Annotated in this window: 11 protein-coding genes and 1 pseudogene; 7 read left to right on the top strand and 5 right to left on the bottom strand. The window is 57.7% G+C overall.

Features of this window, described 5'->3' with window-relative positions:
* Positions 1–11 precede the first annotated feature (11 nt).
* The 3 genes from FHX47_RS00505 to FHX47_RS00495 form a co-directional block, all read right to left on the bottom strand.
* On the bottom strand, positions 12–1,541 hold the full coding sequence (locus tag FHX47_RS00505) for an ABC transporter substrate-binding protein (RefSeq protein ID WP_183356953.1): 1,530 nt from the start codon (positions 1,539–1,541) through the stop codon (positions 12–14).
* Between the two features lie 256 nt (positions 1,542–1,797).
* Positions 1,798–3,018, bottom strand: coding sequence for a hypothetical protein (locus FHX47_RS00500; RefSeq protein ID WP_183356952.1), 1,221 nt, complete (start codon positions 3,016–3,018; stop codon positions 1,798–1,800).
* Positions 3,011–3,952, bottom strand: coding sequence for a Gfo/Idh/MocA family protein (locus FHX47_RS00495; protein WP_183356951.1), 942 nt, complete (start codon positions 3,950–3,952; stop codon positions 3,011–3,013). Before FHX47_RS00495 ends, FHX47_RS00500 begins: the two co-directional genes overlap by 8 nt.
* Before the next feature lie 712 nt (positions 3,953–4,664).
* Between FHX47_RS00495 and FHX47_RS00490 the strand changes: the two genes are divergently transcribed.
* From FHX47_RS00490 to FHX47_RS00460, 7 genes are all read left to right on the top strand, one after another.
* Entirely contained in the window at positions 4,665–5,471 is an 807-nt protein-coding gene (locus FHX47_RS00490; protein ID WP_183356950.1) for an IclR family transcriptional regulator, read from the top strand.
* On the top strand, positions 5,468–6,319 hold the full coding sequence (locus FHX47_RS00485; RefSeq protein WP_183356949.1) for an amidohydrolase family protein: 852 nt from the start codon (positions 5,468–5,470) through the stop codon (positions 6,317–6,319). The genes FHX47_RS00490 and FHX47_RS00485 overlap by 4 nt, the downstream gene beginning before the upstream one ends.
* 31 nt (positions 6,320–6,350) lie before the next feature.
* A complete protein-coding gene (locus FHX47_RS00480) occupies positions 6,351–7,718 on the top strand; it encodes an aspartate aminotransferase family protein (RefSeq protein ID WP_183356948.1) in 1,368 nt (455 codons plus the stop codon).
* 1 nt (position 7,719) lies between these two features.
* Positions 7,720–9,312, top strand: a complete 1,593-nt coding sequence (locus tag FHX47_RS00475; RefSeq protein WP_183356947.1) for an N-acyl-D-amino-acid deacylase family protein — start codon at positions 7,720–7,722, stop codon at positions 9,310–9,312.
* Between the two features lie 211 nt (positions 9,313–9,523).
* Positions 9,524–10,624: an alanine racemase gene (locus FHX47_RS00470; protein WP_183356946.1), complete on the top strand. Its 1,101-nt coding sequence runs from the start codon at positions 9,524–9,526 to the stop codon at positions 10,622–10,624.
* 74 nt (positions 10,625–10,698) lie between these two features.
* Positions 10,699–11,076 carry a RidA family protein gene (locus FHX47_RS00465; RefSeq protein WP_183356945.1) on the top strand — a complete coding sequence of 126 codons (378 nt, stop codon included), beginning with the start codon at positions 10,699–10,701 and terminating at the stop codon, positions 11,074–11,076.
* Positions 11,077–11,433: 357 nt separating this feature from the next.
* Positions 11,434–12,303, top strand: coding sequence for a fumarylacetoacetate hydrolase family protein (locus FHX47_RS00460; RefSeq protein WP_343064245.1), 870 nt, complete (start codon positions 11,434–11,436; stop codon positions 12,301–12,303).
* 173 nt (positions 12,304–12,476) lie between these two features.
* Here FHX47_RS00460 and FHX47_RS00455 read toward each other — a convergent pair.
* Positions 12,477–12,860: pseudogene (locus tag FHX47_RS00455) on the bottom strand (transposase); the annotation flags it as partial.
* Positions 12,861–13,195: 335 nt separating this feature from the next.
* On the bottom strand, positions 13,196–13,387 hold the full coding sequence (locus FHX47_RS00450; protein ID WP_183356944.1) for a hypothetical protein: 192 nt from the start codon (positions 13,385–13,387) through the stop codon (positions 13,196–13,198).
* Between the last annotated feature and the right edge of the window lie 27 nt (positions 13,388–13,414).

The raw sequence follows: 13,414 nt of genomic DNA, 5'->3' as shown, positions 1-13,414 counted from the left end.
CCTAGCGCGCCTCATTCTTGCTCGACTGCGACATTATCGAGCAGTGACCATCCGAGCGGGTTCATCTCATAGCCCCTCACGTCATCGGCGATAATCGAAGCGACAGGGATCGACTGTACGACCATAACGGGAAGTTCCTCAACAAGAACCTGCTGCAGTTCCGCATATATGTCCGCTCTTTTGGCTTGATCTGACGTGCTTGTTGCCTCAGCGATCAGTTCTTTCATCCTCGGGTTGTCGTAGTCGTCGTCCAGGTGTGGCGTCATAATGACGTCGAAGAACGAGTGCGGATCTCCACCCACGTTGAACACGTTCCAGGTTGCGTCGTAGTCACGTGAGACATAGGCGTCGAGCCAGACGGAACTCTCGTTAATCTCTGGCGTCATGCTGACACCGACCTCGGCGAGCGAAGCTTGCCATACTCGCGCGATCTGCTCCGCGTCCGGGAATCCGCTCGGTACTTCGAGAGTAAACGTGAGGTCTGATGCGCCAGCCTCGGCTAGTAGGTCCTCGGCCCTCTGGAGATCGTACTCGTAGTCTTCAACATTCGTATAGGCCCAGCTGGTCTCTGCAAAGGGGCTGTAGCTCAGCGATCCCTCACCGCCGTATGCCACCTCTTGGATCGCTTCCTTGTCTAGCGTATGAGCAAGAGCTCGTCGAACCTGAGGGTCGTCAAGCGTACCCGAAGAGTTGAATTCGATGAGCGACAGACTAGTGGATGCGTCCGGCTGTATGATCTCGGCCCGGTCGGTGTCGACTTGGGCGCGGGTGTTAACCGATGCGCTGGCGATAATGTCGATGCTCCCGCTGTAAAGATTGTTCAGAGCGACCTGTTGATCACTGATAGGCCGGTAGATAATAGTTTCGGTGGGCGACGGCTCGCCGAAGTGATTGTCGAAGCGCTCCAATTCGATCTGCTGGTTTGCTTCCCAGGAGACAAACTTGTAGGGGCCCGAGCCTACGGGGGCAGAGTCGACGTCCTCGAAGTTCGAAGGAGCAATAATCGATATATCAACAATTCCTGCGAGGAACGCCGCATTTGGGTCATTGAGTGTGATCACGACCGTATGCTCATCGGGACTCTCGTAGCTCGCAACATCGGCAAGCCGCGGAGCCCAGATGGAGTTCTCTTCCCCTGCAGCACGCTCGAACGACGCGATGACCGCCTCCGCATTAACGGAAGTTCCGTCATGGAAAACCGCCTCGGGGTCGATTTCAAAAGTGAAAACCGTGGCGTCAGCGTTGACGTCGAACGTAGCCAGATCTGGTTCGATATTGAGACTGGCATCATATCTAACCAGTCCGTTGAAAACTAGAGAACGGACGGCGTAAAGGTAGGTGTTGAGTTGGTTTGTATGCGGATCAAAATTGTCAATATCCTCTGGCAACGCGACCACAGTCTCGTTTTGTATTGACGCATTCTGATTGTCTCCCGTGGGTGACCCCCCAGATGAACCGCCGGAGCAACCCACTAATGTAAATGAGGCCGCTATAATCGCTGCTATTACAGTTTTTTTAGTCCTGCGCATGTTTAGTACCACAATAGATCCTTATCGAGTTGTTGTTGACATTAGGCATCAACCAATGTCGCTCCTTTGCCGCCATATTGACCGGAAACTATGTTTCGTCAAATGCGCCTTCGTCAAGAGTGAGCTACAACCGCGCGACCTCATCATCAAAGTTTGAAGTGTGGGCGACGATCTGCCTCAGCCAAACGATGTGGGAACCATGGAGCTAAGGTCGGTCCTGAGTCCCGTCGGGTCTACGACCAAAGCTGGCGTTTCGTTTAGGTCCTGCTCATCGTTCTCCTTTCATCACGGCGACCGCGTCAGCAACCCAGGACAAGGTATCCCTCGTGGCTGTGCTGTAGTTATACAGAGCCAGGGTGTTGATGTCTGCATCGCGCACGAGGTTGACTTTGCTAAGGAACCCTTCCCTCGTATTGTGATGGTCAGGCCACAGAGTCATTGCTACGGCCAGTTCGCCAATGGGCAGATCACGGGCCGCAGCCAGACCAAACGTATGGTCGATTTCGCGTGCTACCTCCCCGCCTCTGGGGTAATAGCTTTGCAACATAAACTTGTCCGCAATATCAAATGAAGAACTGATATCAACGCCTTCTAGCCAGTTGAGGGGGCTGGGTCGCCCCCACACTGCAGCACCCAAGTCAAAATGGACCCTCTCGTTGTGGCAGACATGCGCAGTCGTAGCCGCCAAGGAGGTCACCGTGTCGAGACGCATGCGCGTATATGCAGCGAGATCTGGCCAATTGACATGCAGAGATGCTAGTTCAAGGCCCTCATCATGGTCTCTTCCGGCGGGGTACGACTGATTCCAAGTGCGGGTCAGCTCGGCGGCCACCTTGGATCGGAGAGACTCCACGTCAATATTTCGCTCGGCACCGCTTTCGGCGCAGTGCTCGCAGAAGCAAAGTGAAAGGAGGTAGCGCGTTGTCGTGTCTAGCCGCGCACCCCATAGTTCATGCGGATGCCCATGACCATACAGTAGGTATGAAATGCTCTCCGCCAGCACGCGTTCGAAGAGTCCGCTGCCCGCGATTCCTCCAAACAATTCGCTGACATACCTGCGAACTGCGGGGTTATTCGGACAAAGTCCATGGGTGAAGCGATCGTTGAAACAGCTCAGTATCGCACATTCGGGGTGCTGTGTGGCCAGCCGCGAGTTATGCAACGCCACGACCCATCCATCAAGTCGAATACCCGCTGCATCCGTCGCCGCCTTCAGCTCTGGGTAGAGGTCAGGGCTGTTTGTCGCCATCGAAGAAGGCGGAACGGAGAGACCCGAGAACGCGTCGCGCGCCAATGGCAGATGAACGCTGTTAGGTTCAGCTCGGGTAAAGACTCGTGAGGTACGCCTGGGGGCAAGAACCTCAGCAGAGTGATAAGCCGCCGCGATTGTAAGTCCAGTCACGCCAAGTTCGGACAGCGTCCCGACCACCTCGTCGACGCCGTCGGTCTCAATGTCCCAAGGGTATATGAGCATGCTGATGTCAGGCATATGTGTATCTCCTATAAATCCGTTCGACTAAGCCGAGGGTCGGCTCCAAATCCTCCAGGTCGAAGCCGGAACGACTGGCCTTGAAGGCTTGCCACTGCCGCGCAAAGGGCTCATCGGGCTCGATTGCAGGGCCGCATTGTTCTTCCTGACCCGTTATCAGCTGCCAGCTGCCATCCATGTGAACGACGGCGCTGCCGCGGGTCCCATTGACCGTCAACCCCGTGTTTCCGGAGGCGTATGGAGACCAAAGCAGACTCAGATGCACCGGGATACCGGTGTGGTTTCGCAATTGGATTTCAGCTGAATCTTCACATCGGTGGCTGGGAAATACGCGGACTAACCGGGCCCCGTCTAGCTCCAATCCGGGTCCGACCAACGCTCGGGCCCGGTCGATCGCATGCACGCCGTTGGTCAGCAAGACGCCGCCGCCACTGAGTGTGGCGTCGAAGTACCACGGGGGCAAGTCAGTTTCCGCCAACCGGAAGTGCATTCGATCAGTGTAGGTAAGAATCTGCCCCAAGCTGCCATCGGCTATCGCGTGAGCTGTGGCCTCGATGCCGGGCCAGTGTCGCGTTGTCATCGCCACGAAGTAGCGCCGTCCCCCAAGCGAGGCTCGCAGACCTGCCGCTACTTCTCCGGGCACCCGATGCGGTTTCTCAACAAGAACATCGAGCCCAGCCCGCACTGCAAGTACCGACTGATCGAGGTGCTGACCGGAGGGAGTAGCGATGACAGCCACATCCGCGTCCTCATCCGCCAAAGTCTTAGCGAGACTCGTCTGGGCCACTGACCCGGCCGGTCTCGCCGCTTCACGCGCTGCCACAATGTCCGTGTCAACAACCGCCGTCACGGTGTCGCCGGCTTGCCTCACCGCCTTGATGTGTCGACGACCAATCGCCCCCGCGCCCACCACGATCACGCTCAAAGCGCTCATTGACAGGAGCCCTCGCGCGTCATTTCACCAAGAACAACTTCGGCGATGGTGTGCTTGATACCCTCCTCCAAGTGAGGGGGGGGAAGACGTTGCGAGTGATTTGACGTGACACGGTGTTTCATGTGAGGAAATCTACTCGAGTTTGTCAGGGTTGGTCAATAGATTCTTTAGTAGAGTTTTCGCAACTCGACGTGGAACGGTGACTGCGCAGAGCCGCCTCCGTCGCGTGATCATCGCGTCGGAAGTCACGCCGCAGTTCAAAGCCGAGGCAACCCACTGGTCATCCCTAGTCCACACCCGATCATCAGGAATGCCGAGAAGTTTGCCTGAAACTTTGGCACCTCGGGGAACTGGATGAAGAAGTACCGCCAAGACAAACCTGGACCGAAGCAAAAGATGGGGTGCATCAAGGATGCTGGAGGGGTGTGAACCATTAATGGTTGACACTTCACTGTGTACTATTAAGCGGTAAGATCAAGCATAGACAGGGCCTATAGACGGTAAACGCATGGAAAGTTTTCAGCCTGGGACTGTCGTTCCTGATAGAACGGATCGCACCGTAATCAGTCCCTAGCTGCTAACCCCATCCCGGCGCATCGTGCTCGTGGGCACAAACGGTCGTGGCAAGGAACGGTGCCAGTCAATCCCACTCATACGTGGGGGATTTGAAGAACTGCTTGACATGGAACGTCGTTCCACGTAATGATCGAGTATGCCATCAAACGCACAGTCGTATCATTCGCAGGGCTTAACCCGCGCCCTGACGGCATTGCGTGTGCTAGGTCAGACCCAGGCCCCGATGTCGCTCGCAGACCTCGCGAAAACCATGGATCTTCCAAAGCCCACGCTTCTCCGTTTACTTTCGGTCATGGAAGAGGAGAGGTTCGTGGCGAAATCCGGAACTCTGCCGCTGTACGCAATCGGGTCCAGCATCTTCGAGATCGCAGAGTCCGCCGAAACAGTCGAGTTTGAGGACTTAGTTTCAAACACACTCAAGTCTTTGGCAGACGATTTAGGATTCACCGCCAACATGGGGGTGTTGCAAGGACAGTCTGTATTGCACCTGTGTGTGGAAGAACCGGCCCGTGCGTTGCGTATTGCAGTCGGCGGATTTCTTGACCACACCTATTGCACGGGTCTTGGCAAAATGCTTCTCTCCCGGCTTGAAGCCGATAACCTAGATCAACATCTTCCACCGGAGAAGACTTGGCAGAGCTTTACGCCGCGAACCCTCACCTCGCGAGCACGACTCGACGTAGAACTAGAGCGTGTGCGTAAACACGGCTTCAGTGTGGATGATCAGGAGCGAAATCGTGGTGTGCGCTGCCTGGCTGTTCTGGTCCCGACCGGAGCTCCCTTCGACATTGCCCTTAGCGTCTCGGGGCCGCTCGGGGAGATGCCCGAGACTGACGTGTCACGAATCGTCGAGGACCTCCGTCAAACTGCACACAGAATTGCGAATTTGCCACGCCTTAACGAGGCTTTGGAATCCGTACGAACTCGATGGGGAATCACATGATTATCGACGTGCATACGCACTGCCACCAGCCCGAACATTGGGGAAACGAGCATAGGGAGCACTGGGCCCCTGCATACGGCGGTACGCCTTACCCGGTAGTTAGCCCCGAAGACTTCGACACAGCTATGCGCGAGGGCGGTATCGACATCGCTATCACGTTCGGCTTGGCCGCATCCCAGGCCGGGGTCCGCACGCCAAACTCTTTCGTTGCCGACTTCGTCAGCAAGCTGGAGACCCCGACAATCCCGTTCGCCTCGATCGATCCGCTGGATGCCGACTGGCGTGAGCAACTCGAAGAAGCGATCTCGCTCGGCTTTCAGGGGGTGAAACTCTATCCCGTGTTGGCGCTCTTTGACCCCCTTTCGGATGAATTCGACGAGTTTTACACGATTCTTGCCGCCAACGGGATGGTTGTTCTTTGGCATATGGGTGCTACGCCCAGCCCTATCGGGCGTCTTTCGGTCACTCAGCCGCTGGTCGTCGATGAGGTCGCCCGCCGCCACCCGAATCTAGTGCAGATCATGGCGCACATGGGGCATCCATGGCAACGAGACACGAACGTCGTATTGCGTAAGAACCCAAATGTGTTCGCCGACGTCTCGGGTGTGCCTTCACGGCCTATGGACGCATTCTTCGCTCTCGTTGGGGCACAAGAATGGAGAACTGTTGACAAGCTGCTGTTCGGTTCCGACTATCCGCTGTGGAGCCCAAGCAAAGCGCTGCAGAACTTCAGGAGCATCGGTGGTTTCCGAGCAGGCAACCTGCCGTACGTAACCGAGGACACGATCGAATCCGTGATCAGCCAGGATGCATTAAACCTGCTCGGACTCACGAATCCCAGTAAATGACCAACCAGAAATGAACGGACCAAGTATCCCCATGTCCAACACCACAACGACCATCGGACCACAGCGCGACTCGACGACGAGTCGCGCCCGAGAGCTAGCAGGGCGAGCCTCTGCGATCATTCCCGGAGGGGTGAACTCAGCGACGCGGGCGATTGGATCCCCATGGGCATTCTCTTCTGCCAAGGGCTCGACGATCACTGATGCGGATGGACGCGTCTACACGGACTACCATGCAGCCTTCGGCGCGATCCTTCTCGGGCATGCGGACGAACGCGTCAATGGTGCGATCACCGAAGCGATTCGTGACATGGATCTCGTCGGACTTGGCACTACGGACCTGGAAGTCGAGGCGGCCGAACTGACCATTGACGCTATTCCTTCGGCGGAGATGGTGATCTCGACAATGAGCGGTTCAGAGTCGGTTCTGCAGGCAATCCGTCTCGCGCGAGGCACAACTGGTCGCGACCTCATCGTGAAGTTTCAGGGCTGCTTTCACGGCTCCTATGACGCGATCGCTCGAAACGTGATCTCAAGCCCCGAGCACGCATGGAAATTCGACCCGAACTCCAGCGGAATTCTTAACGACGCTTTGAACCACACGTTGATCGCCGAGTTTAACGACTTAGCAAGCGTCGAGGAGCTGTTCGATCAATACCCAGACCGGATCGCTGCGGTGATCATTGAGCCCGTCCCCCATAATGTGGGCTCACTTATCCCCGAACAGGCGTTCCTAGAAGGACTACGTTCTCTCACGACGAAAAACGGCTCGCTATTAGTTTTCGACGAGGTGATCACGGGGTTCAGGCATGCAATCGGCGGGTATCAGGAGCTCTGCGGCGTCACCCCAGACCTCACAACTTTCGGTAAGGCTATGGGTAACGGCTATCCGGTTGCCGGCCTCGCTGGGTCCGCAGAGGTAATGCAGCACTTCACCCCGACGGGAGGCGCTGTGATGCTCGCTGGTACCTTCAACGGCAACGCGGTGTCGATGGCGGCGGCCATCGCGACCATCAAAGTACTGCGAGACCCTAAGGTTGGGTTTTACGAACACGTTTACAGACTTGGCGACAGGATGCGCGAGGGGCTTCGCTCCATCACCACGGAACACGGAATCCCAGCAGTTGTCTCCGGTATCGGCTCAATTTTCGTGACCTACTTCCTCGACCGTGAGGTCCAGGGCTATCGCGACCTGTTGCACAACAACGACGCCAGCTATGAGACATTTCATCGCCGCATGATCGACAAGGGATCGTTCATGTATCCGATGGCGCTGAAACGTAATCACATCTCTCTCGCGCACACCGACGAGGACATCGACCGCACCTTGTCACAGGCGGATGAGGTGCTCGGCCAAATGGCTCGCGAAGGACTCTTTGAAGACTTAGGGAAGCGTGCATGACATGGCTACCTCTGCACACACACGCACAGTTTTCACTGGGGGTCTCGTCGCCGACGGCAGCGGCGCCGATCTACAACCTGCAGACGTCGTAGTTTCAGGTGAGGTCATCGAGGCGGTCGTGCCGTACGAGCAGCGGCCTGAGAGTGGGTACGACGCAGAAGTCGTGAATTGCGTAGATCGCATAATCGCCCCGGGTTTCGTCGATATTCACTGTCATTCTGATCTCAGTCTGATCGCCTACCCGGGAAATGAAAGCCGCGTCGGTCAGGGCATTACTACCGAGGTCGTCGGCAACTGCGGAATGAGCCCCGCGCCGTCGGGTGGCGACCGCGCTGGTCTCAAACGCGTCATCAGTACCATTGATGTCGTCCCCGATCTCGATTGGACGTGGACCGACGTGCAGGGCTGGCGTGAGGCCTTGGAAAGTACCCCCACTGCTACTAATGTCGCGATGCAGTTGGGACACGGCGCGGCGCGTTTCGCCATTGCGGGCGAAGCGGGGCGTTTTCTGGCCGATGACGAGCTCGACAGCATGACCCGTGAGCTGCACACGGCTATGGATTCCGGGTGCGTCGGGGTGAGCCTTGGCTTGATGTACGCGCCAGGCGAGGGGGCATCCACCGCGGAGCTCACGCGCATCGCCCAGACCGTCGCGAAGCACGACGGCGTCCTCTCAGTCCACTTAAGTGACTACCGGGCATCGTCACTCATCAGCGCTATCAATGAAGTGGCCTTGCCAGCACGCAAAGCGGGAGCCAGGCTTCAGATCTCTCATCTCCGCAGCATCGGTTACGGGACCGCGTTCCAGGATGTACTTGAGTACATCGAAGATCTTCGTCTCGAACAGGACATCGCCGCAGATTCGTACCCCTACGTGCACGGACATACAACACTCCTACAACTGCTGCCGAGCGAAATGCGCGGGCAGGGTCCGTCCGCTGTCCTGGCTACGGCCAAAGCCAATCCGTCAGATGTCGCTCGCATGTTCCGCGAAACCGGCTATACAACTGACTCGATCATCATCATGAAGGCAACGGCACGACCTGATGCTGTGGGGTTGTCGCTCAGCGACATCGATGCGGATCCATGGGGTTGGCTCACCGCGCTGCTGGTCGATTGCGGTGGAAACGTCGATGTTGCTGTGGAAAGCGGTGTCTGGAGCGATGTCGACCTGGCTATGCGTACACCGTGGGTCAGCATCGCATCCGATGGATCTGCACTTGGGTTCGGGCACCGAGCATCTGTTGCCCACCCTAGGTCGTGGGGCGCATTTCCCGCATCCTATCGACGCATGCGCGATGCAGGTGTCTGGATTGGCGAGGCTGTAAGACGCATGACCGAGGGCCCAGGCGAGCGGGCCGGGATCACCGCGCGTATCGAAGCCGGGCACCGGGCGGACATCTCAGTAATCGAGGATGCGCGGTTCGATTCCGCAGCGACGTTCGCTTCTCCGGCCACCTGGGCCGTCGGGCTCGACCACGTCATGACCAACGGCACCCTCGTACTTCGCGACAGGGCCGGCACCACAGCCCGCCCAGGCACGGTGCTGACCAACTCGAACCAGAGGGGCAACTCATGTCTAATCAGCCACTAGGAGTCGCGATCATCGGCGTTGGCGGCATCAGCACATGGCATACGAGAGCAGATTGTCTTGCAGGGAGATCTGCCGTCGACCGCGAATCCCGCCGACGGTTGCAGCTTCCGCATGCGCTGCTGGCTTGCTACGGAACGCTGTGCGCTGGAAAAGCCACTGCCTGCCATTATCCTCTCGACCTACTATGAGGGCACGAAGAATGTCGAAACTAATGACTGATCATGACTTCATTGGCGCGCGCGTCGAAGATCTACCGAGCCCGGTTGTGTTGATCGACCTACCGACTGTTCAGAGAAACATTGCAGCAATGGCGGCACATGCAGACAAGCTTGATGTTGCGCTCCGTCCGCACTGGAAGACGACCAAGTCCGCGCAGGTTGCGGGTCTTCAACTCGAAGCCGGCGCCTCTGGGCACACCGTGGCCACTGCTCAAGAGGCGGTCGCTTTGGCAGACGCAGGGTTCACTGACATCTTCTGGGCGTATCCGACAGTCGGCCCGTATAGGGTAGCGGCAGCCCTCGATTTGGCCCAGCGAACCCGATTGATCGTCGGACCCGACTCCGTTGCTGCTGCTCGGCCACTCGCCACCGCAGCCACAGAGCGTGGAATTGAGGTCGAGGTGCGATTAGAAGTCGATACGGGTGTTAACAGAACCGGCGTGGAGCCTGAGGCGGCTCTCGAGGTTGCCAAGGAACTATCCCGGATGACGGGCATCCACCTAGAAGGCATTTTTACGCATGAGGGCCATGTGCAGGGTGTTGGAACCGATCATGCTCTTCGAGAGCGCACGGGGATAGCCGCCGGAGCACTCCTAGCTGAGGTGGCGGAGGAAATACGCACCGGAGGCATTGGGTTGGACAGCGTTTCGGTGGGCTCCACCGCTGGGGTACAATCTGCGCCGACAGTGGCTGGTATTACAGAGGCCCGTCCCGGCACCTATATATATGGGGATGAGAATCAGGTCTTCATCGGGACCATCGCGTCGGACGAGACCGCAATGACGGTGCTAAGCCGTGTCATCAGTGTTGAACGAAGCGGGCCTGTGTTAATCGATGCTGGTATAAAGGCGATGAGTAGCGACGCGAGCATGCACGGCGATGGACGGATCGGCACCGTCCCTTCTGGCCCCGGTGTCGTCGTTGCGGGGCACGAGGAGCACGGCTTTTTGCGAGGAAGTGTCGGACTTCGCGTAGGCGACCTCGTCTCGATCCGTCCAAATCATGCATGTGGTGTAACAAACATGCACTCTCAAGTCTTCGCTGTCGAGAACGGTCTCGTCGTAGATCGCTGGGCGACACTGGGTCGGCACTGAACGCAAGGGCCGGCCGAGGTCTTTCACCGACGAATTACACCCCATGAGCACAACTAACGAACAGAGGAGAACCCATGCTGAAGGCTATAAAAACGGAACTCGCTCCGCCCCCGGTGGGACCGTACTCGCCCGGTGTCGCGTTCGAAGGCTTAGTCTTCCTCGCGGGCCAAGGACCGTTCGACGCCAACGGTCAGCGCATCGGTGGAACGTTCGCGGACCAAGTGCGGGCTACATTCCATAACCTTGAAACAATCGCCCAAGCAGCCGGCACGAGCCTACACAACGCGGTTCGCTACAGCGTCTACCTGAACACTCTTGACGACTTCGCCGAGTTCAATGAAATCGCCATGGAGTTCCTAAGCGAGCCGTTCCCGGTTCGCACCACGATCCAAGCGAACCTACGCGGATTCGATGTAGAAATCGACGCCATCGTCGCTGAACCAGAAGCATAGTCTGAAGTAGTTGGGCAACTGTATTCTCCAACCGCGCGACCCTCCAGACGATCGTGTGCGAGACCTAGTTTCCCCTTGATGGTTCCGTGGGGCAACAGAACAATCCGAACAGCGATTCCGAATTCTGTTCCCGACTTGAAGCATAGTGACCGAATAATGCTAGAACGATTCCCGAACCTGATCCTAGGGTCTGAGTCCGCTAGAGGCGCCACGGCACACATCGAATAATGCATCGATTGTCGGATCTATGGGATTTACGGTCAGTGGGGATGCACGGCCCGGAACAAATTAGCGCCCGTAGAATAGCATATTTAGCCCACACTTATCGTGGTGTGGACCCAAATTATGATACGCCAAGTGGAGAATCTAGAAACGACAGGAGAACCGATGAAGGTTTATGTGCAGAAAGGCCGGGCATTCTTGCTCGGCGCCCATGAAGTCGTTGACATCCACGAGCGAAGTGGCGGTGAGTTCTCGCCGCATATCGAGGAGATTTATCCAAGATGGAGTGACTTTCTTCGCTGGGCCCAGCCGTTCGGATCGGGTGCAATCGAAATGGGCCGACTGTCATCGAACGACCTGGGGGCTATCTCGCCCGCACCTAGGCAGGTGCTCGCAATCGGCCTAAATTACGTAGACCACGCTGCCGAGTCGGGATTCACCGTGCCTGAGTTTCCGATTGTGTTCACGAAGTTCCAGTCGTCGATAGTTGAACCGTTCGGAGATTTGGCGCTGACGAGCAACTCGGTGGATTGGGAGGTCGAACTGGTCGCCGTCATCGGAAACGGGGGGCGGGGTATTTCTGCGGAGAACGCTTGGAAACATGTCGCGGGTCTCACCATCGGGCAGGACTATTCCGATCGCGATGTCCAATTCCGCGGACAGCCCCCACAATTCTCACTTGGCAAATCCTTTGCCGGCTTCGCTCCGATCGGTCCGGTTCTAGTCACTCCCGATGAATTCATGGCTCAAGAGGATTCTGTAGTGCAATGTACAATCGACGGTGAGATTGTGCAGTCTTCACCTGTATCAGACATGGTGTTCGGGGTCGCGGAACTCATAGAAGAGCTCTCTGCCGTCGTGGAATTGCTACCCGGAGACGTACTGTTTACCGGCACCCCGCCCGGTGTGGGCTTCGCCCGCGTTCCTCAACGTTACCTACGCAAGGGTGAACGCGTGCGATCAAGTATTACCGGCTTAGGTTATATGGAACAGATCTGTCGGTAACCCACTGCAGGACACATATGACTATCGTCCCCGTTGCGTGTATGGCTCATGTGAAAGGTCCGTGATCTATACGAAGGACTGCGACATCGATGCGGGCAACCACACTCTGAATCGGCCTCGGAGCGGTGCGTTCATAGAGGCACCCGCAGGTCGGATACTTCTATGGACGAATGTCAAGTGTTTGAGGTGAGGGTTCTGCCGGCGAGGGAGCGGCAGGTGACTGGGTAGAGCTGGCGGACGAGGTAGCGTTTCAGGCAGCGGATGGTATCCATTTTGGTTTTTCCTTCTTCGGTGCGACGTTCAACGTAGTCCCGTGTGGACTGGTCATAGCGGATCCATACGATCACCACGTGATAGAGCGCAGAGTTCGCCTGACGGTCGCCAGCTCGGTTCAGCCGATGCCGGTTGGTCTTGCCGGAGGATGCTGGGACCGGGCAGGCCCCGGCCAGGGCAGCGAAAGCGGCCTCGGAGCGCAGCCGGGCTGGCTTGTCACCGGCGGTGATTAACAGCTGCGCGGCAGTGTCACGCCCGAGACCGAAGGGCTGCATCAGCTCAGGTGTGTGACCACACTGCGACCCGGTCGGGCAGGCCCATGTACGTCCAACATCCGTGATACACCTCCATCAGCAGCAGTAGCCGTGGTGCTCATGCGGGTTCCTCAATGTCGGCCTGGTTAGTGATGGCGGTGATTTGGTCATAGACGCCCACGTCCACCATCGCGGCGACAGGTTCGGTGCCTTGGGCGATGCGCAGGGCCAGCATCCCCAGCCCCGCCGATGCGGGATCATCACCGATGGTGATCAGCGTGGTCGCGGCCTCAATAGCAGTGCCGAAACTTGTGACGGTGGCGACCTAATCAAATTTGTTCACACACAACCATGTGCGCATACCCCTACCAGTGGGGCGGGCGTTCAGCCTTCAGCCACTCGTCCCGGCCATCGTGCACGTCCTCATCCTGGGAGTCAGCCGGATCCTGCAGGGGATCGCGGACATCGGCCTCCTGCTCCTCGGGCTGGCCGGAGGTCCCCGGGGCGGTCACCCTGCGGTGGCCCCCACGGGCCGGCTTCGGTGAGTCAGCGGCCACAGTGGCCGCCCACCCCGTGCGTCACTG

The sequence above is a fragment of the Garicola koreensis genome (genome assembly GCF_014195445.1).
Taxonomy (GTDB): domain Bacteria; phylum Actinomycetota; class Actinomycetes; order Actinomycetales; family Micrococcaceae; genus Nesterenkonia; species Nesterenkonia koreensis.
Note: the sequence above shows the minus strand (reverse complement) of the source record. Positions and strands in the feature narration are given on the sequence as shown.

What these genes read in the sequence shown, in the direction of transcription:
- FHX47_RS00500 (WP_183356952.1), bottom strand. Translation starts at nt 3,018, where the DNA reads ATGCCTGACATCAGCATGCTCATATACCCTTGGGACATTGAGACCGAC.
- FHX47_RS00495 (WP_183356951.1), bottom strand. Translation starts at nt 3,952, where the DNA reads ATGAGCGCTTTGAGCGTGATCGTGGTGGGCGCGGGGGCGATTGGTCGT.
- FHX47_RS00490 (WP_183356950.1), top strand. Translation starts at nt 4,665, where the DNA reads ATGCCATCAAACGCACAGTCGTATCATTCGCAGGGCTTAACCCGCGCC.
- FHX47_RS00485 (WP_183356949.1), top strand. Translation starts at nt 5,468, where the DNA reads ATGATTATCGACGTGCATACGCACTGCCACCAGCCCGAACATTGGGGA.
- FHX47_RS00480 (WP_183356948.1), top strand. Translation starts at nt 6,351, where the DNA reads ATGTCCAACACCACAACGACCATCGGACCACAGCGCGACTCGACGACG.
- FHX47_RS00475 (WP_183356947.1), top strand. Translation starts at nt 7,720, where the DNA reads ATGGCTACCTCTGCACACACACGCACAGTTTTCACTGGGGGTCTCGTC.
- FHX47_RS00470 (WP_183356946.1), top strand. Translation starts at nt 9,524, where the DNA reads ATGACTGATCATGACTTCATTGGCGCGCGCGTCGAAGATCTACCGAGC.
- FHX47_RS00465 (WP_183356945.1), top strand. Translation starts at nt 10,699, where the DNA reads ATGCTGAAGGCTATAAAAACGGAACTCGCTCCGCCCCCGGTGGGACCG.